The 25,740-nt window shown below is 33.4% G+C and carries 14 protein-coding genes; 3 read left to right on the top strand and 11 right to left on the bottom strand.

Going from position 1 to position 25,740, the window contains the following annotated elements:
* Nucleotides 1-11 precede the first annotated feature (11 nt).
* From AB3G34_RS15070 to AB3G34_RS15050, 5 genes are all read right to left on the bottom strand, one after another.
* Entirely contained in the window at nt 12-2,873 is a 2,862-nt protein-coding gene (locus AB3G34_RS15070) for a TonB-dependent receptor domain-containing protein (RefSeq protein ID WP_369752922.1), read from the bottom strand.
* 720 nt (nt 2,874-3,593) lie between these two features.
* Nucleotides 3,594-5,693 (bottom strand): ferrous iron transport protein B, encoded by a 2,100-nt coding sequence (gene feoB / locus AB3G34_RS15065; protein WP_367756420.1) that lies wholly within the window; start codon nt 5,691-5,693, stop codon nt 3,594-3,596.
* Entirely contained in the window at nt 5,693-5,932 is a 240-nt protein-coding gene (locus AB3G34_RS15060) for a ferrous iron transport protein A (RefSeq protein WP_367756418.1), read from the bottom strand. The genes feoB and AB3G34_RS15060 overlap by 1 nt, the downstream gene beginning before the upstream one ends.
* A gap of 150 nt (nt 5,933-6,082) precedes the next feature.
* The gene (locus tag AB3G34_RS15055) at nt 6,083-6,748 is read right to left on the bottom strand and encodes an SCO family protein (RefSeq protein ID WP_367756416.1); all 666 of its coding nucleotides are present in this window, start codon (nt 6,746-6,748) and stop codon (nt 6,083-6,085) included.
* A 125-nt stretch (nt 6,749-6,873) separates the two neighbouring features.
* Nucleotides 6,874-9,192, bottom strand: a complete 2,319-nt coding sequence (locus AB3G34_RS15050; RefSeq protein WP_369752921.1) for a TonB-dependent receptor domain-containing protein — start codon at nt 9,190-9,192, stop codon at nt 6,874-6,876.
* A gap of 509 nt (nt 9,193-9,701) precedes the next feature.
* Between AB3G34_RS15050 and AB3G34_RS15045 the strand changes: the two genes are divergently transcribed.
* Nucleotides 9,702-11,765: a M13 family metallopeptidase gene (locus AB3G34_RS15045; protein ID WP_367772941.1), complete on the top strand. Its 2,064-nt coding sequence runs from the start codon at nt 9,702-9,704 to the stop codon at nt 11,763-11,765.
* A 70-nt stretch (nt 11,766-11,835) separates the two neighbouring features.
* Here the strand turns inward: AB3G34_RS15045 and AB3G34_RS15040 are convergent, their stop codons facing one another.
* From AB3G34_RS15040 to AB3G34_RS15020, 5 genes are all read right to left on the bottom strand, one after another.
* Nucleotides 11,836-12,780, bottom strand: a complete 945-nt coding sequence (locus tag AB3G34_RS15040; protein WP_369752920.1) for a DMT family transporter — start codon at nt 12,778-12,780, stop codon at nt 11,836-11,838.
* A 1-nt stretch (nt 12,781) separates the two neighbouring features.
* Complete coding sequence (locus AB3G34_RS15035; protein ID WP_367772936.1) at nt 12,782-13,606, bottom strand: SDR family oxidoreductase; 825 nt, start codon at nt 13,604-13,606, stop codon at nt 12,782-12,784.
* Between the two features lie 175 nt (nt 13,607-13,781).
* Nucleotides 13,782-16,178 (bottom strand): M28 family peptidase, encoded by a 2,397-nt coding sequence (locus AB3G34_RS15030; protein WP_369752919.1) that lies wholly within the window; start codon nt 16,176-16,178, stop codon nt 13,782-13,784.
* A gap of 27 nt (nt 16,179-16,205) precedes the next feature.
* On the bottom strand, nt 16,206-16,553 hold the full coding sequence (locus tag AB3G34_RS15025) for a hypothetical protein (RefSeq protein ID WP_367772934.1): 348 nt from the start codon (nt 16,551-16,553) through the stop codon (nt 16,206-16,208).
* Nucleotides 16,554-16,556: 3 nt separating this feature from the next.
* On the bottom strand, nt 16,557-18,080 hold the full coding sequence (locus AB3G34_RS15020) for a carbon-nitrogen hydrolase family protein (protein WP_367756404.1): 1,524 nt from the start codon (nt 18,078-18,080) through the stop codon (nt 16,557-16,559).
* 397 nt (nt 18,081-18,477) lie between these two features.
* Here AB3G34_RS15020 and AB3G34_RS15015 point away from each other — a divergent pair, with 397 nt between their 5' ends.
* A complete protein-coding gene (locus AB3G34_RS15015; RefSeq protein ID WP_369752918.1) occupies nt 18,478-19,917 on the top strand; it encodes a hypothetical protein in 1,440 nt (479 codons plus the stop codon).
* On the opposite strand, the gene AB3G34_RS15010 is transcribed toward AB3G34_RS15015, so the two are convergent.
* Nucleotides 19,914-20,339, bottom strand: a complete 426-nt coding sequence (locus AB3G34_RS15010) for a hypothetical protein (protein ID WP_369752917.1) — start codon at nt 20,337-20,339, stop codon at nt 19,914-19,916. The two genes, AB3G34_RS15015 and AB3G34_RS15010, sit on opposite strands and share 4 nt — an antisense overlap.
* A 424-nt stretch (nt 20,340-20,763) precedes the next feature.
* On the opposite strand from AB3G34_RS15010, the gene AB3G34_RS15005 reads away from it, so the two are divergent.
* Complete coding sequence (locus AB3G34_RS15005) at nt 20,764-25,626, top strand: DEAD/DEAH box helicase (RefSeq protein ID WP_369752916.1); 4,863 nt, start codon at nt 20,764-20,766, stop codon at nt 25,624-25,626.
* Nucleotides 25,627-25,740: the final 114 nt, after the last annotated feature.

The following is a 25,740-nucleotide window of genomic DNA, read 5'->3' as shown; positions in this document are numbered from 1 at the left end:
TCTTTTTGAAATCAAAATCTATAGTTAAGTGCCAGACTAAACTGGGTTCCCAATTGGCTGAAATGATATCCTTCATATGTCATTTGAGAATAACGCCCGTTGAAAGTAATCAAATTAAATTGTGACTTAACTTGTGACGAATCTTTTAAAATTGCAGCTCCAGCTTCATTTTCGGCTTTAAATTTCCATTGGGGCAACACATTAAATAGATTGTTGACATTAAAAGCAAAAACCAATTGACTTGTAGGGGAATAATTAATGCCTAAGTCAGTAACTATTTTTGGGGTAAACTCTGTTCTTAAATTTGGATTTAAACCGTCTTGCTTGAATGTTGTTTTTCCAAAATAGGTGTTATTAAGAATGAATTCGTATTTTGAAATTTTATAAACCCCACCCAAAACCCATTTTGTTTTAGGTCTTGAGGTAAACATTAAAGCGCTTAAAGTAGGACTAAAATTATCGCTAGTAACAGCTGAAATTCTTTTGTTTTCAAAAACCACATTTCCCGATAAATTCATCCCTAATTTCCCATTTCCAATGGGAATCTCTCCATAATTCATAACTGCATCTAATCCAGATGTTCTGGAATCAAATGAGTTTTCAAACCAAGAGACTGTTCCAAACTGTGTTTCCACTTTGTCTCCCAAAAGTATTCGATCATTCACTGTAATTGTATAATAATCAATAGTAAAATTTACATTTTTAAAAGGGTTTGCCCCTATACCCATAGTCATATTTCTAGATTTTTCTGCATCTAATTTTGGGATTCCTAAAATGCGCGCCTGAGCAGAAATGTTATTGATCAATCCACTAATTTTTATTCCTTGTCCTGCTACAAATGAATACTGTGATTTTTGGGAATAAATTTGATGCAATGTTGGTGCTCTAAATCCTGTAGAAAAGGATCCACGAATGATGACTTTATCATTAGGAAATTTATATCTTGAACTGATTTTCCAAACCGTTGCGCCCCCAAAATCGCTATAATCTTCATAACGAACGGTTCCATTTAGTATAAATTTTTTAGAGAAATCATATGCCAAATCGATGTACCCTCCAAAATTATAACGGTTCCATTTACCCGAATTTTCAGGTCTATTTCCAGAAAAGGAATCGGCTCCTTCTCCCTCCCAAGACGCTCGGTCTCCTTCGGTAATTTCAAAAGTTTCAGTTCGGATTTCTGAACCAAATGCAACACTAATTTTATCGGAAACAACTTTTGAAATATCTAAATTCCCTACTACATGATGGAAAGCTACTCCGCCTGGTTTAAAATTTATGGGACTATTTTCTTGATAAACGCTCACCCCATTCTGATCTTTTATGACTGATTTATTTTGTGAATCTTCTACAGTATAGGCTTGTGAGTTTCCCCCAATTGTAACACTTGCATCAGTGTTCCATCCATTTCTTATGGACTTATATCCTAAGGTGGCATTATAATCATTTAAATCTCCCGTAAATGTGGGAAGATATCCATTGTATGAAGCTACCGTTCCATTGCCAAAAAAATCTTTCAAATAAGTGGGATATGTTGATGCGGTACTCCAGTTTGGAATAGAATTATTTTCAAAAGGATTTTGTATGGATCTCCAATATGGAGTTCTATAATTGGCAAATGAATTAACTTTTTTAAACACATAGAGGGCATTGTAGTACACTTGTGTTTCACTGGATAAATTAAACCCACCATTAATTAAGAATTTAGCTGTAACAGTTTCTGGCGAACCATTTATGTTTTTCGCATCAGGATTGTTTTTTAAAAAAGAATCAACTGCTTCTCTCCCTGAAACATTCCCTTTATTTATAGTTGCAAATTTTGCATTATAATCGGGTGAGCCTTTGTATCCTTGAAAAACTGCACTAATCCCATCCTCGGTCATTCCATCAATATTTGTTCCGTTTAGGGTATGATCATCGTTTATATAGCTGGACGAGTCATTAGGGTCTATTTTGATAAAATCATTAAATTCTCCTTCTGCATCTACTTTTCCAGGTCTATTAGCCAAATTTACTTTTGAAAAATCAATAGTATAGTTTACAAAGCCGTTGTTACCCGATGTAGAACCGTTGTTCAAACTCACCCCAAATAGTTCTCCATCTCCTTTTTTAGTTATTCCAGTTCGTACTGTAACTGCCCCGTTATTTGGTCTCTTTTTTAAAATAACATTGATCACACCTGCTATTGCATCAGAACCATATTGCGCTGAGGCACCGTCACGTAAAACTTCTACCCTCTCAATTGCATCAATTGGAATACCCGAAATATCGGCAGCCGTTTCACCTCGACCAGGTGAGGTTTGCAAATAAAGTAAAGCACTTAGGTTTTTGCGTTTGCCGTCGATAAGAATTAAGGTTCTACTAGGACCCATGTTTCTAATTTCATAGGGATCCAATAAGGAAGTGGCATCATTTACAGGTGTTTGAACGGTATTGAAGGAGGGAATTTTGTATTGCAATACTTTATCCAATGTGAATTGGCCTGTAGATATAAGATCTTCCGATGATAAAACATCTATCGGAAGTGAACTTGTAGTATTACTCCTTGGTACAGTTCTAGTTCCTGTAACCAAAACCTCATCTCTATTTTGCCCCCCATTTTGTGATAATACCGCATTCAATATAGATTCACTGGCTTCATATTCTTGTTTAGAAAAGCCATAATAACTAACAACCAAAGTGGCACCTTCTTTTACAATAATTGAATACGCCCCATTAATATCAGTAAAGACACTATTATTGGTTCCTTTTTCCGTGATGTTAGCTCCAGCCAAAGCGACACCAGCATTGTCAATGACAAAGCCTGAAATTTCTTTTTGTGAATAAAGAAAAGCAACCTTCAGAAAAAATAATATTAAAATAAATTTTTTCATAATGTGTTGGTATTGGTTCGCTTTTGTTTGAAATCAATGGCAACATAAAATCATAAAAGTGATTTCATCAATACTTCGCTGTTTCCTTTTGGAATAAGTATTGAATAAAAAGACTCATCAAGAAAACGGAACAAACTTACTTTTAATTAAAACGGCTTATTTCCTTGTCCTTTCTATTAAAATTTTTGAAAAGAAGTAGCATAAAACACTCTTACTAAGAAGTAAGCACTAATTCAAAAGGAAGTGATTTTTTGAGTTATAATTTTTTACGAATAAGATAAAGCACTAAAAATTATGAATGTTTAAAATTCATAATAGTTCTATAATTTCAATTGCTATTGTAGATATAAAGCGGGAAGTCTTGAAATTACTTTTAAACAGCTTCTATTATTTGCAATATCTTAAATATTGTTTTTAGGAATAAAAAAAGATAATCAATTGACTTTAAGCATTTAACTACAAGATTTGTACTATAAATTTAATCAAAATTTATTGATTACAGTGGTGTTTATTAGTATTTTAAGAAAATTTTACTGGCTTTAAGTTAGTTTCTACTTTAAAAGAAAGTATTAAAACGATACTCCTTTAATGACAACCACAATCCGTACCATCACCACAATTTTTATCCGATTTTTTCTTTTTAAGAAAGAATTTTTTGATTAAAAAAACTAGGGCAATTCCGAGAGCTGTAAAGGCGATTATTTGCTGGAACATACTGTTTTACTTTAAAATTTGGTAGGCAATTAATGCTACAACGTAGGCAAAACCACTCATGAAAATAAGTTGTCCTAAAGGCCACTTCCATGAATTGGTTTCTTTACGCGTTATGGCTAATGTACTGGCACATTGTAAGGCAAATGCATAGAACAATAACAAGGAAATTCCAGAGGCAAAATTGAATATTTTCTTTCCAGTTTCAGGATTTATTTCCGCAGCCATTTTGTTTTTAATGGTATCTTCATTATCGCTTCCACCCACACTGTAAATAGTTGCTAATGTGCCCACAAAAACTTCACGAGCTGCAAATGAACTGATGATAGCAATCCCTATTTTCCAATCATAACCTAATGGTGAAATGGCAGGCTCAATGGTTTTTCCCATGATTCCGATATAAGAATTCTCCAATTTGTAAGAAGCCACTTTATTATCTAATTCCTGTGGAGTAATGGTCGTGTTTTCAGATTTAGTGCGTATTATTTCGTCCGCATTATTGAACTTCTTTCCTGGTCCATAAGAGGCTAAAAACCATAATACAATGGAAATAGCTAAGATTATTTTTCCTGCGCCAAAAACAAAAGCCTTCGTTTTTTCAATTACATTAATAGCTACGTTTTTAAACATTGGTAATTTGTAGTTTGGCATTTCAACTACAAAAAATGTTTTCCCTTTAATTTTTAATATTTTATTTAAAACATAAGCAGAGAATATTGCCATTCCAAAACCCAAAAGGTACAATAACATTAAGGTTAAACCTTGAAGATTAAATATTCCCAGAACACGAGTGTCAGGAATTACTAACGCAATGATAATAGCATAAACAGGCAGTCTAGCAGAACAGGTTGTAAAAGGGGTGACTAGTATAGTAATGATTCGTTCTTTCCAGTTTTCAATATTTCGAGTAGCCATAATTGCCGGAATAGCACAGGCAGTTCCTGAGATTAATGGAACAACACTTTTTCCTGATAACCCAAACTTTCGCATGATTTTATCCATCAAGAAAACCACTCTACTCATATAACCACTTTCTTCTAAGATGGATATGAATAAAAACAAAAATGCAATTTGAGGAATAAATATTAAAATTCCGCCGATACCAGGAATGATCCCTTGAGAAATTAAATTGGTTAAAACACCTGCTGGTAAAGTATCGTTTGCCAAGGTACTCAATGAGGCAAACGTGCTGTCTATAAAGTCCATTGGTATTTTTGACCAATCAAAAATAGATTGAAAAATAACAAACAAAATGACGAAGAAAATGAAGTACCCCCACACTTTATGCGTTAAAACACGATCCAGTTTAGAACGGAAATCTTTTGCAACTGAGGCATCAACGTTTAATCCTTCTTTGAGTACGTCATTGATAAACTGATATCTTTTTATCGTTTCTTTTTGCTGTAATCGTTTTAAATCCGAATGTGATTTTGTAAAGGAACTGTGAATTTCTTTACGTTCTAAGTTTAAGAAGTTAACATCCTGAGTAATAACCAGCCACAATTTATACAACAATTGGTTTGGGAACGCTTTGCGCAAGCTGTCAAAATACTCCGGATCAATTACCGATGCATTCAAACAAGGTTCGCTTGATATCGTTTTGTAAGTGATTATCATTTTTTTTAACTCCTCTATTCCAAATCCTTTTCTAGAACTGATTAAAGCAATTTTAGTTTTTAAATGTTCCTCCAGATATGGAATATTCAAAGTGATTCCCTTGTGTTCCATTCTGTCAGCCATATTAATGACTAAAATGGTCGGAATTTCAAGGTCTTTTATTTGGGTAAAAAGTAATAAATTACGTTTTAAATTTTCAACATCAGTAACAACAAGCGCAACATCAGGATATAGTTTATCGTTTTTATTAAGCAACAGTTCAATAACCACATTTTCATCAATAGAACTGGCATTTAAACTGTATGTTCCTGGTAAGTCTAGGATATTGGCTTTTATATTATTGGGTAATTTACAAAAACCTATTTTTTTCTCAACAGTAATCCCAGGGTAGTTTCCTACTTGTTGATTCAGTCCGGTTAATTGATTAAAAACTGATGTTTTTCCTGTATTTGGATTGCCTATTAAAGCTACGTTGATGTTTTTATTAATCATTATAGCTTGATTTTTATCATTTCCACTTCAATCTCGTTTGCTGTTTCCACTCTAATGGCCAAATGAGAACCATTAATATTTAAATATAATGGGTCTCCAAATGGAGCAATTTGCAATAATTCAACCATATTACCAGGTAAACAGCCCATTTCAAGTAATTTCAATGGAATGATATCAATATCAAAATCTTTGATAATGGCCTTTTCGCCTTTTTTAAGTGAATTTATCGTGGTGCGCAAGTCTTATTTAGATTGAATTAATATTGCAAAAATACATATTATAATATAAAAATGAATGATATTTATCATTTTTGTCTTTATTCCAAGAAAATTAAAATTCTGAAAACAAGACTGTTCTTTTTACTTTTACAAGTAGGAAATAAAAAGAAATTATTGGTTTGATAAAAAATTAATATCTTCAATTAACTTTTGAATATCTTCTTTTTTAGTACCGTCATAAAAACCACGAACTCTTCGTTTAGCATCTACTAACACAAAATTCTCCGTGTGAACCATATCGTATAATTCACTTGGCTTTCCCATTTTGACTGCTAAATATGATTTTCGAGCCATCGTGTATATTTCCTTTTTATCACCAGTAACTAAATTCCATTTGCTATCATTAACACCATATTTTATAGCATAGGCTTTTAAAGCAGCAACACTGTCTACCTCCGGAAATACAGTATGAGAAAGCAACATTACTTTTGGGTTATTGAGAATGGCTTTTTGAACATCAAATAAATTGGCGGTCATTTTAGGACAAATAGAACCGCAAGTAGTAAAGAAAAAATCAGCCACATATATTTTTCCTTCATAATCTTTTTGGGTAATGGTTTTCCCATTTTGATTTGTAAAAGAGAAATCGGCAATAGTATGGTACTTACTAATGTACTGCACCGTACTGTCAACTAGTTCAGGATTTACATCCGCAGGATTAAATATTGGAAGTGTTTTACTTGGTTTTAGGGCCGTATAGAATAAATATAGTATAATGGATGATAGTACAACAAAAACACCTAAAAATTTTCGGTATCTACTGAAAATTGATTTCATAAAAAATAATTTTTGCAAAAATACGAAAAGGTAATTTTAAAAAAGAATCTACAATGAAATCAATTTTAAATATCAAAAAAAAACTTGTTTTGTAAATCCATATTCTTGAATTCTTTTTTTCGTTGTTAAAATTTAACAATTACATTGCAAAATAGTTGTCTTCCATGCTGTAAAAATTGTTTTGGTCCGCCTATTCTTATATTGGGTTGGTAAAATTGGGAATTAAACATATTAGTAACAAACAATTGTGTAGTAATTTCGACATCATAGACTTTTATTTTTGTGTACGAAAATGTCAGATCAACTTTAGAAAAAGAGGGGATCGTCAGTATTTCATTAATGTCTTTATTACCGTGTTTTGCTTTTATTTCTGAATAATAATTTATTCTAGAATTGACTGTAAAGTCCTCTGTTATATTATACGTCAAGCCTCCAGTTATTCTATGTGGATAAACACCTAGATTTACCGTGCTAACACCTGCATATTCATCAGCATCTTTTCTAACATAGGAATAACTTATTTCGGTTCTGATTTTTCCTGTTTTATAAAATAATTGACTCTCAACACCAAAGACATTTATTATTTTACCAGAATTTACGAAACCACCCGTTTCTGTAGGCTCAATAAAATTTGTTGCTGTATTTCGATAGGCAACAACATTAGCTATCAAATTACTTGTAAACGATTGATTTATTCCAAGTTCGAAAGTATTCATCTTAGCTGGATTAAGCTCGTTAATAACATTATTTACTGAGGAAGCGCCCAGTTCAAAAATATTAGGTTCACGGAAAGCCTGCCCAAAAAGAAATCGAATAGACGTTTTTTGAAAAGGGGTGTAAACTAAACCACTACGAAAGGTAAAAATAGATTTATAAATATTGTGATAGTCAAATCGTCCACCTAGCGTAACGTATAATTTATCAAATAGTGTTTTTTGCAATTGTAAAAATAATGAGTTTTTATACTGACGAAAAAAGGGTTTACGCATACTATTTTCGATCGAACGTGTTTCATCAAAACTAGGGTTTAATCGCTCTGTAGAAAGAGCTAAACCTAATAAATCAAACTCATCAAAAGTATAGCCACCGATTATAGATAACGTTTGACTCGGTTCATAATCTAATTGTACATTTCCTTTATATCGTTTTGAACCCGAGCTCGATTGTTGTGAATAAGCCATCATAAAATTGTCTTTAATTTCTTGTTCAGTAAGGGGAAATTCCGGATTATGTCCGTTTTTTACCATAGTGTCATAGATTACATTATCAAAAGTGTAGTTCACTCCCCAAAATCTTTCTTTATAAAATTGAATTTCTGAATTAATTTTAAGTTTAGCTGTAATGTTTTTTTCAACACCTGCATAATACAAGGCCAATTCACGGAAATCACTTTGATTTGTGTAATCTAATGAAATGTTTTCAAGTCCTTTACTTCCTTGAAGCTCATACCCTTCAATTCCCACATAAAACCCTTTGTAAGAAATTTTGGCAGCATAAGGAAGTGACCAACTTCTCTTTTTAAATTCTTGATTTACAGGAAATGCTTTAGTAGGAACTGCTTGTCTAAAATTTACGGTGTCTTTTATAAAGTCTTTGTAATCCCAAAGGTTAGATCGAAAATATCGAAAACTACCACTAATACGAAAATCAGCAAAATTTTTCCCAAAAACAATACTCTGAGATTGTGTTCCTTGTGTTCCAATTTCAGTGTGATACTCCGTTTTATTAAAATCAGAAGAGTCATTTTTTGTGATAATATTAATTACACCAACCAAAGCATTTGCACCATAAAGGGCTGATGCAGGACCTTGCAGAATTTCAACCTGCTTTATATTATGCGTTGCAAATTGTGTTGAAATAAAAGTCTCGGAAGCAAATAAATTTTGCATTTCTCTCCCATTGACTAACAGTAGTGTTTGTGAAAAATTACTTAGAAAACCTCGTTGTCCTCCAAAAGTAAAATGGTCAGTTCTTATCGGGACCACACCTGGAATGTTTTCTAATAAACTGGTTAAATCATAATATCCTTTTTCTATAATATCTTTTTCGGTGACTACATAAATTGTTGCAGGTGCAATTTTTTGATTCTGTGGTTTTTTCGAAGCTGTTATCACTTCAATATTCATTAGTTCATCCAAACTGAGTTCAAATAAATCAACATCAGTAATCAAAGACATAGTTATGTTTATAACATTATTGGTAATTTCGACTACTTGATCTTTATAGTTTTCTTTAGTGAATTCAAGGGTACTATACGTTTCTGGCACTTCAATAGAATACTTACCAGCGGCATCTGTAAAAGTTTTTAGGGCCGTATTTTTCACACTGACTTTTACACTTTCAATAGGCCTGTTTGTTTTATCACTTATTACCCCAGTTACTATTTGTTGTGCAAATGCAATATTTACTGTGAGAACCAATATAATAAATAAAGACTTTTTCATCGTTCCTTTTTTTATTACTAATTGATATTCGTTGACTAAAATAGTCACTTCAGTTTTGCCTGATAGATCTCGACCAACTCTATAAAATATTTGTTTATAGTTGCATTTTAAATAGTCATCAACTTTGGAGCATTTTGTTGGTAGACGTTGTCAATCCCTATTTTTATTAAATTTATCTTTTTCAAAAATAGCTTTATCGTATTTCCTATTTGAGTTTGACACAATACTGCTAAATTATTTCTAAGAATGAAGTTCTTCTTGCAGAATAAAGTTAGTCATTTTTTTGTTTAGAACAGTTGTTTTCCTATTAAAAGAAGTTGAAAAACGACTCTTCTAATAAAATTAGTATTATAATTTTCAACCATTTATATTATAACTGGGAGAAATAATGTTATTCAAAAAAAGCCTTTGAATAGATTATTTAACAAAACATCGACTACATGTTAATTTTAACATCTTATTTAAAATATTATTGATATGTTTGTGTATCAGTCTAAACCATTATAAAAATGAAAAAATATTTCAACAACACTCTTTTCTTTACGATTCCTGCAATTTTTGGATTAGCGACCATTCAGGCTCAAAACGTTCCGGTACATCAAAATCCTGGGATTAATGTTTCAAATATGGACAAAAGCATTCGGTCAAATGATGACTTTTTTAGATTTGTAAATGGAGCTTGGCTAGACAAAACAGAAATTCCAAGTGATAGAACTTCTTGGGGAAGTTTTAATGAATTACTTAAAAAAACGGATAAAGATGCACTTGCCATTTTGAAAGAAGCTGCAAAAAATCCTAAATATAAGTTCAACACAGATCAAGGAAAAGCGATTAATCTTTTCAATTCAATTTTAGACACAGTCAACAGAGACAAACAAGATATCATTCCATTATTACCCTACTTAGCCAAAATAGATAAAATAAGAAACTCTCAAGACCTTCAGAAAGTATTGATTGAAATGGAACCCATTGGTGGCCTTGGTTTTTTTGGAGTAAGTGTAGGAGCTGATGATAAAAACAGTTCTAAAAACGCACTTAACTTAGGAGTAGTTCGATTAGGGTTACCTGATAAAGATTATTATACATCAGAAGAGAAAGACACGAAAGAAAAAAGACAAAAATACGAATTACATATTGCTCGAATGCTACAATTCATAGGAGAAACTCCAGAGCAAGCCAAAGAAAGTGCTAGTGCGATTTTAGCCTTGGAAATTGAATTGTCAAAACCACGTTTAGACAGAGTAGAACGTAGAGACGGAAGATTGCAATACAATCCAATGACTATTGCTCAATTACAAAAAATAACTCCGCTAATAAATTGGGGAAATTATTTTTCAGGTCTTGGTTTTACAAAATTAGACACAGTTATAGTTTCAGAGCCAAAATACATGAAAGCATTGCAAACTATTCTTGTAGAAAATAATGTTACAGCTTGGAAAGAATACATGAAATGGACATTATTAAACAAATCTACTAGCTTACTTTCTACTACAATTGAATCAGCCAATTTTGATTTCTATGGTAAAACATTAACTGGTGCAATTAAGCAACGACCAAGAGAAGAAAGAGCACTACAAACCGTAAATGGATCTGTGGGAGAAGCTTTAGGGAAATTATACGTTGAAAAAATGTTTCCTGCTGAAGCAAAAGCAAAAGCGGAGAAAATGATTAGAAACATTATTATTGCGTATCAAAATCGAATTAATGATTTAACTTGGATGTCAGCAGAAACCAAAGTTAAAGCAATTGAAAAATTAAGTAAGATTGCCATCAAAATTGGATATCCTGACAAATGGAAGGATTACTCCAAATTAGATATTAAAGCAGTTACTGATGGTGGTAGTTATTTTGAAAATTCAAAAAATCTAGCAAGATGGAGCTTTCAAAAAGATATTGACAAACTATACAAACCAGTAGATAAAACGGAATGGTACATGTCACCACAAACGGTAAATGCCTATTACAATCCCTCTTATAATGAAATTGTTTTCCCAGCAGCAATTTTACAACCTCCATTTTATAACTACCAAGCAGATGAAGCCGTAAATTATGGCGGAATAGGCGCCGTTATTGGTCATGAAATTTCTCATGGATTTGATGATTCAGGAGCGCGTTACAATGCTGATGGAAACCTAGTAGACTGGTGGACTGCTAATGATTTAAAAGAATTTACTGCACTAGGAACTTCACTTGCGGATCAATACAGTGCTTTAGAACCTTTACCAGGAGTTCATGTAGATGGTAAATTTACCTTGGGAGAAAACATTGGTGATTTGGGAGGCGTGAATGCAGCTTATGATGGATTACAATTGTACTTAAAAGACAATAAAAACCCAGGTCTTATCGATGGCTTTACACCGCAACAACGTTTCTTTATTGCTTGGACAACAGTTTGGAGAACTAAATCCCGTGATGAAGCCTTAAAAAATCAAGTAAAAACGGATCCGCATTCTCCAGGAATGTATCGTGCTTACGTACCTATCCAAAATGTGGATGCTTTCTATGATGCATTTGGAATAAAAAAAGGAGACGGTATGTATATTGAACCCGAAAAAAGAGTTAAAATCTGGTAAGAAAAAGTATTATAAAATCAAAACCCAAGTGAGAACTTGGGTTTTTTTGTATCTATAAGTAAACTAATTTTTAGAATTTATTTTCTAATGCCATTTTACGAGACTTCCGTATCGAATGATTCACCATATACAAGCCACAAAGCGTAACTGCTCCACCTAAAGCAATGGCCATTGTAAGTAGTTCTCCAAAGATAAATGCACCTAATAGCACCGCTACAATAGGATTAATGTAAGCATAAATACTATTTATTTCAGGCGGCAATTTTTGTAGCATATAGATAAATGCAATAAAGGTTATAACCGATCCAATGATTACCAAATATGCAATTGCCCACCAAGAATTTACTGGAATTGATGTTATATTCACCCCCGTTCCTGTTGCCCCAGTAATCGTCAAAAGGAAAATACTGGAAATAAGCATTTGTAATCCGAGGCTGAAATAAGGATTAAAAGTGGCCGCTTTTTTCTTAGTATATAAACTTCCAAAAGCCCAACTTATCGTAGATATTACTGAAAGTAGAATTCCAAATCTGAAATCAGGCTGCAAGAAATCAGTTAGATGATCGTAAAAAATAACACAAACACCACCAAAACTTACTATCAAACCTAATATAGCCTGTTTAGCTAATTTCTCTCCTCTAAAAAAAGTAATAATCACAATCCATAAAGGAAAAACAGCATTTATAATTGCACCCAGTCCACTACTAATATATTTAACTCCCCAAGTACTCAAACCGTTACTCAATGCAAAATTAAGCAAACTCAATATGATAATTGTTTTCCACTGTTTCCCTTTAGGCCAAGGTGCTTTTTTATAAAGAAAAAAACAAACATAAAGTAACCCACCAATGAACTGTCTAATTCCTGCCAATTGCAAAGCAGGCATATGCTTCACTCCTTCTTTTGAAGCAATCCAAGTGGTTCCCCAAAAAAAACACACAACACAAAGTGCTAGAATAGGCAAGCCAATTTCATTAATCTTATTTGAAAATGAATTTTGAATTTTTTTTATCACTCTATAACTGTTTTATTGCAAATGAATAATGAAGTGTTTGTTCTAATTTATCACTTAATATCGTTTTTCCTACCGACCCTTTTTCGTGATTGAACTGTGGTGGGACTAAGTTATCTTCTAATGCTTTTTGAGTATAATATTCTTCTCTTGAAGGATGAAATGGAGTAACTGCATTGAAGGTGTCGCCCCAAATATTAGTTTCAATAATTTTCAAGATAATACCAATACAATCGTCTTGATGAATTAGATTGATAGGTGCTTCAGGATTATCAACATTTTCTTTCCCAGCTAGAAATCGGGCGGGATGACGATCATTGCCAATTAAACCTCCAAAACGCAAAATGGTCGTTTTAAAATGAGTATTCTCTACTAATAATTCTTCTATTGCTAGTAATTGTTTGCCACTTTCAGTTACGGGTATCGGTTTTGTATGTTCATCAACTACAGCATTGGCCTCGCCATAAACAGCTGTTGAACTAATAAACAAGAGCTGTTGAACAGAAGACTTTTCGAGTGAAGGTAAAAGACCTGCTATTTTTTTCACAAATGAATTGTTATTGGCATCCGAATAATCCTTGTTCTTTCCTCTTAATTTGGGCGGAATGGCAATGATAAGTGTTTCACTTCCTTCAAAAAAAGCAGGAATAGCATCAGGAACGCTTTCGCTTTCAAGAGCCAACAAAAAAGGTTGAATTTCTGCATTTTCTAATGTAGAAAGTTTCTCTACTGAAGTTGTTGAGCCTTTTACAATAAATTTTTTTTCAACTAAAGCTTTCGCCAAAGGCAAACCCAACCAACCACAACCTAGAATGCTAATTTGTTTCATTTTTAACTTAAATAGAGAATACAAAAGTAGTATAAATCGAAAGGATTTTCGATAAAAATTTTAGTGTCATTTTTAGTTTTATTCTAAAATTAAAAACCGCAAATTCACAGCTTTAATTGGTGAATTTGCGGTTAATTTTAGACTTTAAAATCAAATAAATATTTAAAAAATAGAATTATTGCTCTACACTTAAACTATCCTTTACTTTTAAAACTGGCGTTCTTTGGACCGTTTTAATTGTCTCTATAATTATTGGAACTTCAATCACTTTAGGAGAGGGTTTTATTCTTTCTTTAATCACTACAGCATCATTTAAAACAAAGGGAGTTGGCATCATCCAGGGCGCCCTTGGAGTCATCTTAAATAATGGGTTAGACATTAAATCAAAAGAGCTTTCTAAAAGCTGCATATCAAACAGCCCTGATTTATCTATGGCAAATTGCATCTCTAGCGGTTCGTTATTAACTACATAATAACTTAGAATTTTCTTACCGTTGCGATTCATCTTTGATCCATTTTGTTCTAGTTGTTTTGCTCCATTGGCTTTAAAATCATAAAATACTATTTTTTCATTAGCAAAAATATCATAGCGATTAACGGTACGATTGGGACTGATTTTAATTTTAAAATAGCGGTGATTTCCACCTACACTGTCTTTTAGAAATTCAATGGTAGGTTTTGCCAATTCTTTCACAGGCGTTTCCGTGGCGTAAGTAAATTGAGAATCGTATTTACTGAACAACGGAGTTTCAGCCCAAGAAGTTGCATGTTTTGGGTTTTCACCCAAATAGCTTTTAGTCCAAACATCTAGGTTTTTATCATAGGTAACCCAATGGGCTTTATTTTTATCTGCGTCATAAATGTAAACCAAACTGTTCGATTTGGCTTTGCCTTTTTCATAGCCTGATTCGTAGTGTGCTTTCGCAAAAAATCCGATAGAAAGTAATAAAAAGACAACTGCCCATCTTCCCTTTTTAACAAAAGTCCCAAAAACTGGTAATAACAATGCAAAAGTTAATGCCGTAAGAATCGCACTTCCAAAAAGAATTTTCAACCCTAATCCTATAGGGAACATTTGAATAAAGGGCGCAATCAACAATAAAGCAGGGATAATTAAAATAAGGTTTAAAAGTAGACTCGATTTTTGTGTGATGATAAAAATTCCAAAAACAAAAATTCCAAAATATACAGGAATAATTAAAAATCCAGCGCCTTGTAAATAGAAAGCAATAAATCCATTAATAACAAGCCACAGGAACAAAGGAGCTACATAATGGTTCATCGTCCTTTTATTAACAGATAATTTTTGATAAAATGCAAAACAAATGGCCAAGCTTAATAACACAAAGGCAACAATATAAGCATGTCCATTGTAGGTAAAGCCATTGAGTAAATCAGTGTACTGCGGGTACACCATCAAGAGTCCTTTCCATCCAAAAAAGGTCACCAATCCAGCAGTTAGTATTGAACCTAAAAGGGGGACAAATCCTTTTATGATTTCTGAAAAAGTTAAAATTCTTTTAGCAATTCCTATAAAAATTAAAAACATAAAAAGAAGTAATGCTATGAATAACATTGGTAAAACCCAGCTAAAAGGGTAATGTATAAAGGTGTAAGGAATGGTGAAATAGATATCGTCATTTGCAATTTGAGTGCTGTTTAAGTCCGCATTCGAAAAGTAATGCAATATGGGCATCAAGTAACTTCCCTGATGTGCCAATGTGTTTTTATTTAAATGGCTACTATCATCTTGAGCGGTATGGTAATTATAGTGATCATCAATAAATGCAAAATTATACCCTTGAATGTTTCCTTTTTCTCTAAAAACAGTTAAATCAGTATCGTTAGGAAGCATTTTATAAATACTGTACATCAAAGAGTTGGTTACTGGCATTGGTGCCCCCGCAGCAGCAAATTCTTTTACTAACTCAGCGTTACCCCCGTTTGTTTCCATAAGCATGTAACTAGGTCCTGAAGAACCTCGCGCCTCAAAATTTAGAACCAATCCAATTTCTTTTGCCCATTGGTGTTCTGTTACAAAAAGAGCGGCTCCGTTTAAACCCAATTCTTCGGCATCCGAAAAAAGAATAATAACATCATTTTTATGAGGTGTTTTCGCATATAAAAAAGCACGTACACTTTCTAAAATTGTAGCTACCCCAGAACCAGCATCACTGGCGCCACGAGAAGACGAATGTGGGGCACTGTCGTAATGGGTAAGCAATAATAAGGCTTTTGTATTTTGAGTCCCTTTTATTCGAGCTAAGATATTTTTAGATTTAACTAAGTTTCCCCAGTCAGTTAAGGTATATCCTTCTTGTATAGATGTTTCTAGTCCTAATTTATGTAGTTCTTGTTGCAAGTATTCAGCGACTTTTTCGTGATTGGTCGAGCCTACATAATGGGGTTGTTTTGAAATCGCTTCTACTTGAGTTAAAGCTCTATTAGTTGAAAATTCAGATAGTGGAACGGCATCATTAGAAGTCCATTGTGGCATCATGGTAAAATAAAGTATTCCTAGTACAATAAGAATAAACAAAATGTAAAATAGGGAGGAAAAACCTTTTTTCATACTTGGGGGATTTGGGGTGTTGTGGTATTAAATATCTTTTTTAACTAACATATAGAAATCATTGTCCAAAAGCATATAGCCTTGATCATACAAGAAATAGTAGGTATTTCCTGTTTTAGTATTCAATATGTTAGTGAAAAATTCAAAATCAAACCCCTTACTAAGTAATTTAGCTCGGGTTGTTTTTGACTTTCCATCGGGATTAAGTTCTAGTAGGATGCGATAATTTTTGCGCAATTTATTATTAACATTGCGCATAAAATTATTGTTGTCTTTGTTTATTTTGTTATTATAGGCATTGCGACAACCATCACTACAGAATTTTTTATCTTCCCGCCCTACAATTTTCTCACCACATTCTAAACAATTTTTCATTTATTATATTTTTTTCAAACTATATAAATCGTGTCTTCTGTCTTTCATGATTTTTACACTTCCATGTTCGTGTAGTTCTCTTAAAAGATTAATGTCAACATCCACAATTAAAGTCATCTCCGTATTTGGTGTTGCTTCCGCTTTTACTCCATTACTTGGAAACGCAAAATCGGAAGGCGTAAATACAGCTGCTTGTGCGTATTGTATATCCATATTATTCACTTTAGGCAAATTACCTACACAACCTGCAATGGCAACATAACATTCATTTTCAATGGCTCTTGCTTGTGCACAGTGTTTTACTCGTGTATATCCATTTTGGGTGTCAGTAAGGAAAGGGACAAATAAAATATTCATTCCTTCATCAGCCATTAACCTAGAAAGTTCTGGGAACTCTACATCATAACAAATGACAATTCCTATTTTTCCACAATCAGTATCAAAGGTTTGTATCGTGTCTCCTCCTGTAATTCCCCAGTGGAAAATTTCATTTGGGGTAATGTGTATTTTGCGATACATTTCGTTTGTACCATCACGTTTGCATAAAAAACCAACATTATAAACATGTTCGTTCTCTATGAAAGGCATACTACCCGTGATAATATTGATATTATAGGAAATCGCAAATTCTTGAAATTTTAATTTTACTGCATCTGTATGTTTTGCAAGTTCACGAATCGCTTCGGCTTCTGACAAATGGTTGAAGTCAGCCATTAAGGGCGCAGTAAAAAACTCTGGAAATAAAGCAAAATCACTTCCATAACCCGAAACGGTATCAATAAAAAATTCAGCTTGTTCAAAAAGCGCATCTAGATTAGCTAATGAACGCATTTGCCATTGGATTAATCCAAGTCTCACCACACTTTTGGTTGTGTTAATTAACTTTGGACTGTCATCATAATAAATATTGTTCCATTCTAACAGAACAGCATACTCAAGAGATTCCGTATCTCCTTCTAAATAATTCTTAAGCACACGAACTTCATGGAAATCATTACTTAATTGAAATGATAAAACAGGATCGTATATTTCTTTTTTCTTTACTTTTTCAATATATACTTTTGGAGTAATTTCATCCTTATATTTTCCGTAAGATGGAATTCTACCTGCAAAAATGATTGATTTTAAGTTTAATTGTTCACACAATTCTTTTCTAACATCATACAAACGTCTTCCTAATCGAAGTCCGCGGTATTTAGGATTGATAAAAACATCAATACCATAAATAACTTCTCCTAAAGGGTTATGAGTTGAAAAAGTATAATTACCTGTAATATTTTTGTACGTTCTAGTCTTGAATGCAAAATCTTCTGTAACTAAAATAGATAATGCAGAGCCAACTACAATTCCATCAACAACAATTACCAATTGTCCTTCTGGAAATATTTTTAATAAGGTCTCTAATTGTTCTTCTTTCCAAAATGATTCAGCCATTTCTGGATACGACTCAATCATTGATTTTTTTAATTCTTTATAATCCTCTATTTTTAAATTTCTTAATTCAATAGACTGTATTGTACTTGGCATATGTAAATATTTTTTGACAAATATAAGGAATTTATTATCCGTTTACAAACGTTTACAAATATTTACAACCGAAAGTAATTGAATACTAACCGAATAAGTTTTAGTTATTGTCGAATCTTTGCCATGTCGAAACAAACAAACATCGGCACGATTTTTACACTTAACAATAACATTTAAAATTTACACGCCATGAATGCATTAAGAAACAAAGTACAGTTATTTATTTGACTACCCCCATATTATGCAGCGGGTGTAGCATATATGTATTGGAATTTAAGATTAGTTGTAATAAATTATTAATCAAAAAGAATCAGAAAGAATCAAAAAATATCAATATATTTCGCCGTATATTTCACCGTAGTTAAAAAAAAAATGTTTACCGGACCAAAATTACTTCATGAAAAAACCCAAGATTACATTTAAATTAGAGGCCAAAAGTACTGATGTTGCCAAGAGAACGAAGGAAGAGTTGATCATGGTTGAGATCAATGCTCGTTTCGTTACTGTTGTTGACCGCGTGAAGTCATATAAAACACTTAAACATTCTTTGAAAGCCACTATTCTACCTAAGAATTTTGGACTAGCAACTAATAATTTTAAATTTGATGAGGATGTATTTGCGAAATATTGCAAATCCAGTAGTGGGATAAAAGATTTGATGGACAATTTTAAGGGTCATGTAGATGTTTTGCACAGTAATTTCACATTGAATAACCTTCATCCGACGAGAGAAGAATTTTATGAGGCTTTGAAATCGAGAACAGAAGACACCTCTAATAATGAGACTTTTGGTATTTCCACCTATATAGCGGAACAGATAAAATATTACAAAGGAATAATGAACAGTTCGCGAGGTGATAGTATAAAAAAGCGTAGTATTCAAAACTTAGAAACTTTAAAAGCCGTAATAGATAATTTTAATATTTATACGAAGTCCATTTTAACTTTTGATAATCTTGATGGTGAAAAATATTGGGAATTATGGCGGGTCACTGACTCGTTGGTGAAAGGTGATATAGTTTTGCCGATAAAAGAAGGGCAAAGAAAAAAAGCTACTTCGAAAAATGGAATACTTTCAAATACGATCAGATCCTATCAATTTAGTTTGCGACGAATTCTAAAAGCAGCCCAAGAAGAAAATATAAAAATCACGTCAGTTTTATTACTAAAAAAATATTTAACAAACGAAAAGCCATCCGGAAATGATTTCTGTTTAACAGAAGATATTTTAGAAAAATTATTGAAACACACACCGTCCACAGAGCGATTGAAGAAAGCAAAGGATTATATTTTGTTTAGTTCACTTACTGGGATGAGATTTCAAAGTGTTACTTCTTCAGATTCTATAAAAATGGAGAGCTACCAGAATAAGGGATATGATTTCAAATACTTGCATACGGTTCAAGAGAAGACAAAAACAGAGTGTTATACGCCTCTTTTTGGGTTAGTTGTCGAATTGTTGAAAACCACAGACGGGATAGTTCCTGATTTTAGTAAGCACACCAGTACAATAAACAAGCAATTAAAAGCCTTATTTGCCGAAGCCGGTATAAATGATTCTATAAAAATAGTGCATTATACTTATTCCTTGGGGGATGTAGTTGAAAACAAAGAGACGAATGCTATTGTAAGTTCGCACGACGCACGACGTACTTTCACGACAATTTTATATCAAATGGGCATGCCAATTACTATATCGGAGCTTGTAACACATCCGCGTAAAGGTTCAGGAGGTTCAGGTAAAATATATAATAAATCCACTAATGAGGCTCGTGCAGTCATGTTTGTTGATGAATTTAATAAATTGGAAAAGACGTCGAATATTTATTGTTTTTAAATCAGTAAATCTTCGAGTAGCAGAAGACGTCGATTAGTACGGTAAACGGCACCATGATCTTCAGAAAAAATAGTTCTGTTTTTTTGATTCCAACTGTCAAAACATTCATAGAGTTGTATTGCGCATCCGGTGATACTATGACATAGCGTATTCATCTCAATTCCTGTCATATCATCGATCATTTTCCGAGTAATTAGATCAATATCCAAATTGAATTTTTTGTAGTCGATATCAATTTTTTCATCTGGATTAAGGTGCATATACTCTGGATCAATCTCAGCCAATTTGTTTAAAATGAGTACAAATTCTTTTTTATATTTTTTGGTGTATATTGATTTTTTGTTAAATGTAAGAATAGCAAATAGATAGTATTCCGACGCTAGATCGCACTGCTTTATCAAGGTTTCTTTTTGTGTATCCATTTTTTCTTCTTTTTTCTTATATATAAAAAAAGGAAGGTGGTGAAATCAAAGATTAATGTTTTGTTGCAATAGAAATTCCAACACAACATACAATAATGATATAACTTATACAAAATCATACCGATTTTTGTATCGTACAGCATTTTTTTTACCTTTAAAGAGCATGTAAACAACATATTATTGGTATTCCATTAAGTATTTTCAATAGGTATGGAGTCGGATTTTTTATAGTGATTAGATCCGGTAATGCTTGTCCATTTCAACCGCATAGGAATCACAATATGTTTCTCAAATACATCGAAGTTAATCTTACCGGATGTTAAATACTTTTTAATATTATTATTTCCACATGACTTTCTTTTCAATTTGATTCTCTATTTTAGCCTTGCTCAAAAAGCATCAATCATAATAAGTAAATACTGACATGGGTTTTAATAAAATACTGGAGAAATATAGAAAGATTTCATTTTCTGAACGTGACAAGGGTGACCGCTTTGAGCGACTAATGCAAGCCTACCTATTAACTGATCCTCAGTATTCTTACAGGTTTAAAAAAGTTTGGTTGTGGAGTGAATTTCATGGTAAGAACGATCTAGGAGGTAGTGATACCGGCATAGATTTGGTTGCTCTTACTTTCGATGGTGATTACTGGGCCATACAATGTAAATGTTTCCAGGAATCTTCATCAATCGATAAGCCAGCCGTGGATTCTTTCTTATCTACTTCTAGTAGAGAATTTAAAAATGAAAATTTGAAAACGGTTAGCTTTTCGCATCGCTTATGGATTTCAACCACCAATAGATGGGGTTCTAATGCAACCGAAGCGATCAAGAATCAGAACCCGCCGGTATCTAGAATAAATCTTCATGATTTACAACAAGCCCCTGTTGACTGGGAAAAAATGGAAACCGGTGTTCATGGTGAGGCATCAAGAATTACTGATAGAGCTTTAAAACCACATCAAAAAGAAGCTCTTGAAAAAACCAATGCCCATTTTAAAACAGGGGAACGCGGGAAACTTATCATGGCTTGTGGGACGGGTAAAACCTATAACTCACTTCGAATAGCTGAAAATGAAACCAATGGAACAGGAATGGTTTTGTTTTTAGTGCCCTCAATCGCTTTACTAGGTCAGACGCTGCGTGAGTGGTCAACATTTGCAAAGGAACCCATTAACGCAATTTGTATCTGCTCTGACCCGGAAATATCAAGAAAAAGAACTAAGAACGAAGATAATGATAATTTTAGTGTAGTGGATTTGGCTTTGCCGGCATCAACTAATACTCAGGATATACTTCACCAATTTAATAAAATCAAAAGTAACGGTAACAATGGAATGACTGTAGTTTTTTCCACTTATCAATCTATTGAAGTTATTGCTCGCGCGCAAAAAGAAATTCTTAAAAACGGATTCAGTGAATTCGATTTAATCATATGCGATGAAGCTCACCGTACTACTGGTGTATCGCTCGCTGGTGAAGATGAGTCAGCATTCACCAAGGTGCATGATAATGATTTTATAAAGGCGAAGAAACGTCTGTATATGACCGCTACGCCACGTTTGTATAATGATGACACCAAAAGTAAAGCGGCTCAAGCTGATGCGGTATTATGTTCTATGGATGACCCTAAGCTGTTCGGGGAAGAAATTTACAGAATTGGTTTTGGTGAAGCAGTCGAAAAAGATCTACTTACAGATTATAAAGTTCTGATTTTAACCCTTAATGAAAAAGACGTTCCGCCAGCGGTTCAAAAAATGATTGCGGATGAAGAAAGTGAAATCAATGCGGATGATGCCTCAAAGCTAATTGGTTGTATCAATGCCCTGTCAAAGCAAATCCTAGGTGATCAGGGTATCATAAAAGATAGCGATCCAGAACCGATGAAAAGGGCTGTTGCTTTTTGTGCCAATATTGCAACATCTAAAAAAATTACCGCAACGTACAACACCGCCACTGATGCCTACATAAGTTCGTTACCAGCGGAGAAAAAAGAAAAAATGGTATCCATTTCATCAAAACATATTGATGGAACTATGTCAGCACCAGAGCGGGATGAAATGCTAGGTTGGTTAAGATCCGATTTTGACGAAGGTGAGTGTAGGATTTTAACAAATGTACGTTGTTTAAGTGAAGGTGTTGATGTGCCTTCTCTCGACGCTGTATTGTTTCTTTCAGCTCGAAATTCCCAGGTTGATGTGGTTCAGTCTGTTGGGCGTGTAATGCGAAAATTCAAAGGTAAAAAGTATGGTTATATCATTATTCCGGTTGTGGTTCCGTCAGATATTGAAGCCGATAAAGGACTTGATGACAATGAACGTTATAAAGTAGTTTGGACGGTACTTAATGCACTGCGTGCCCATGATGACCGTTTTAATGCAACAGTAAATAAAATCGAACTTAATAAAAATCGACCTAGCCAAATTTTGGTTGGTGGGGCAGAATACGGTTTTGATGGTGACGGTAATCCAGTTAAAAAAGATGATGATGACTCTAATCCATCCAATAATAAAGATATAAACCGTCAAATGGCGATGCAGTTTGAACAATTGCAGAATGTAATCTTTGCCCGAATGGTTAACAAAGTGGGTGACCGTAGATATTGGGAACAATGGGCTAAAAGTGTAGCCGAAATTGCGGAGAGACAAGCCAAAAGAATTAATACTTTAATCACAGAGGATAAAACACACCAAAAAGAATTCGCTAATTTTTTAAGTGGTCTGCAAAAGAATATTAATCCAAGTATTTCACAACATGAAGCGGTTGAAATGTTGTCGCAACACATTATCACAAAGCCAGTATTTGAAGCTTTGTTTGACGGATATTCGTTCGTGAAAAACAATCCTATTTCAGTGTCAATGCAATCGATGTTAGATTTATTAGAGGATCAGTCTTTTAATAAAGATGCTGAGACACTTCAAAAATTTTACGAATCCGTAAAAATGCGTGCTTCCGGTATTGATAATGCAGAAGGAAAGCAGAGAATCATAATTGAATTATATGACAAATTCTTCAAAACGGCTTTCCCTAAAATGGTCGAGCAATTAGGGATTGTTTATACACCTGTTGAGGTGGTGGATTTTATCATTCATTCAGTGAACGATGTGTTAAAGAAAGAATTTGGCCGAAGTATTTCAGATGAGAATATTCACATTCTTGATCCGTTTACGGGGACGGGAACATTTATCACCCGGTTGCTACAAAGCGGACTGATTGATAAAAAGGATTTAAAGCGTAAATACGACCACGAAATCCATGCCAATGAAATTGTATTGCTTGCTTATTATATTGCGGCCGTAAACATCGAAAATGCGTTTCATGATGCTATGGAACAAACCGAATACAATGCCTTTGATGGTATCTGTTTGACTGATACATTCCAACTGGGCGAAAGTGATGACAGCGAGAAAATGTTCTCTGAAATGTTTCCACAGAATTCGGAACGTGTTGCCAGACAAAAGAAAGCACCGCTAAGGGTAATTATTGGAAATCCACCATATTCTGTCGGTCAGAAATCTGCAAATGACAATGCACAAAATCAAAATTATCCAAAACTTGATAGTAGAATTGCTAAATATTATGCAGAAAATAGTAAAGCCACATCGGTAAAAGCTCTTTATGATTCTTACATTAAATCATTTCGCTGGAGTTCCGATAGATTAGACCCAAAAAATGGTGGAATCATTTGTTTTGTATCAAATGGAGCTTGGCTTGATGGTAATGGTATGGATGGTTTCCGTATGAGTTTAGAAAAAGAATTTTCATCAATCTATGTTTTTAATTTAAGAGGTAATCAACGAACAAGTGGAGAACTTTCAAGAAAAGAAGGGGGTAAAATATTTGGTTCTGGTTCAAGAACACCAATATCAATAACATTATTAGTTAAGAATCCCGACTACGCCAACCAAAAAGGTAAAATAAATTACCATGACATTGGGGATTATTTAAACCAAAAAGAAAAATTAGAAATTATTAAAAAATTTGGTTCAATAAGTAATGAGACTATGAAATGGTCAACACTTAATTCAAATGAACATGGGGACTGGATAAGTCAAAGAAATGATGTGTTTGGGACATTTATTTCTTTGGATACTGAAAAAAAATATGATTTATCTACACCCTCTTTTTTTGTAACTTATTCTTTAGGTTTAGCATCTGGTAGGGATGCTTGGGTTTATAATTTTTCAAAACCATTATTAGAAATTAATGTGTCTACTTCTTTGAAATTCTACAATGAACAAGTAAAAGATTTTAAAGCTGCCCAAATTGATAATATCAAAATAGATGTTGATTCATTTATAGAAACCAATCCTATGAAAATTAGTTGGAATAGGAATTTAAAGGAAGATCTGGCAAAATTTAAAAATCATCCTTTTAATGAGGAAGCTTTTATAACAAGTCAATATCGTCCATATTGTAAACAAAACTTATACTACGATAAAGATTATAATGCGATGCTTTATCAAAACAAAAGATTATTCCCAAATTCTAATTTTGAAAATATCGTTATAGCTGTTGCTGGAATTGGAGCACAGAAAGATTTTTCCGTTTTAATATCTAACACAATTGCAGATTTACAGGTAGTTGATAAAGCACAATGTTTTCCTCTCTACTACTATGAAGAACGACAAAAGCAAAGTCGGGGTTTATTTGACGAAGATGGTGACAGCGAGTTTATAAGAAGAGATGGCGTAAGTGATTTTATATTAGAACGGACCAAAGCGCTGTACGGTAAAACGGTTGGTAAAGAAGATATTTTCTATTATGTCTATGGTTTTTTACACAGCACAGAATACCGAGAATTATTCGCTAATGATTTAAAGAAAATGCTACCCCGCTTACCATTGGTAGAAGATGTTAGGGATTTTTGGAAGTTCAGCAAAGCGGGTCGAGCATTAGCAGAACTACACCTCAATTATGAAACGATTCCAGCTTATGACGGTGCTACCGTTACAGGAGATGATAGTGGTTTTTATATCGTGGATAAAATGCGTTATCCAAAGAAAGACCAGAAGGATACAATATATTATAACAGTAAAATAACTATAACCAACATACCGGCCAAAGCATATGAATATGTAGTTAACGGTAAAAGTGCTATAGATTGGATAATGGAACGTTATGCAGTAACCACACACAAGGATAGCGGGATCAAAAATGACCCTAATGATTGGGCTGATGAGGTTGGTAACCCGCGTTACATATTAGACCTACTTTTGAGCGTCATCAATGTTAGTGTACAAACGGTAGATATTGTAAATGAATTGCCAAAAGTAACTTTTGAATAACACATTTTTTTTAATTTATGATCAAATTTAAATGGGTCGTGCAATTTTTGCACGGCCTTTTTTATTTATCGGAACTTCACTTAGCCACTATTATCTTGGTCGGCATGTAAGTCA

Source organism: Flavobacterium sp. WC2409 (genome assembly GCF_041200085.1).
Classification (GTDB): domain Bacteria; phylum Bacteroidota; class Bacteroidia; order Flavobacteriales; family Flavobacteriaceae; genus Flavobacterium.
Note: the sequence above shows the minus strand (reverse complement) of the source record. Positions and strands in the feature narration are given on the sequence as shown.

Bases quoted from the DNA above. Each gene is read 5' to 3' on its own strand.
- AB3G34_RS15045 (WP_367772941.1), top strand. From the start codon at position 9,702: ATGAAAAAATATTTCAACAACACTCTTTTCTTTACGATTCCTGCAATT.
- feoB (WP_367756420.1), bottom strand. From the start codon at position 5,693: ATGATTAATAAAAACATCAACGTAGCTTTAATAGGCAATCCAAATACA.
- AB3G34_RS15030 (WP_369752919.1), bottom strand. From the start codon at position 16,178: ATGAAAAAAGGTTTTTCCTCCCTATTTTACATTTTGTTTATTCTTATT.
- AB3G34_RS15050 (WP_369752921.1), bottom strand. From the start codon at position 9,192: ATGAAAAAGTCTTTATTTATTATATTGGTTCTCACAGTAAATATTGCA.
- AB3G34_RS15020 (WP_367756404.1), bottom strand. From the start codon at position 18,080: ATGCCAAGTACAATACAGTCTATTGAATTAAGAAATTTAAAAATAGAG.
- AB3G34_RS15005 (WP_369752916.1), top strand. From the start codon at position 20,764: ATGGGTTTTAATAAAATACTGGAGAAATATAGAAAGATTTCATTTTCT.
- AB3G34_RS15035 (WP_367772936.1), bottom strand. From the start codon at position 13,606: ATGAAACAAATTAGCATTCTAGGTTGTGGTTGGTTGGGTTTGCCTTTG.
- AB3G34_RS15015 (WP_369752918.1), top strand. From the start codon at position 18,478: ATGAAAAAACCCAAGATTACATTTAAATTAGAGGCCAAAAGTACTGAT.
- AB3G34_RS15070 (WP_369752922.1), bottom strand. From the start codon at position 2,873: ATGAAAAAATTTATTTTAATATTATTTTTTCTGAAGGTTGCTTTTCTT.
- AB3G34_RS15055 (WP_367756416.1), bottom strand. From the start codon at position 6,748: ATGAAATCAATTTTCAGTAGATACCGAAAATTTTTAGGTGTTTTTGTT.
- AB3G34_RS15025 (WP_367772934.1), bottom strand. From the start codon at position 16,553: ATGAAAAATTGTTTAGAATGTGGTGAGAAAATTGTAGGGCGGGAAGAT.
- AB3G34_RS15010 (WP_369752917.1), bottom strand. From the start codon at position 20,339: ATGGATACACAAAAAGAAACCTTGATAAAGCAGTGCGATCTAGCGTCG.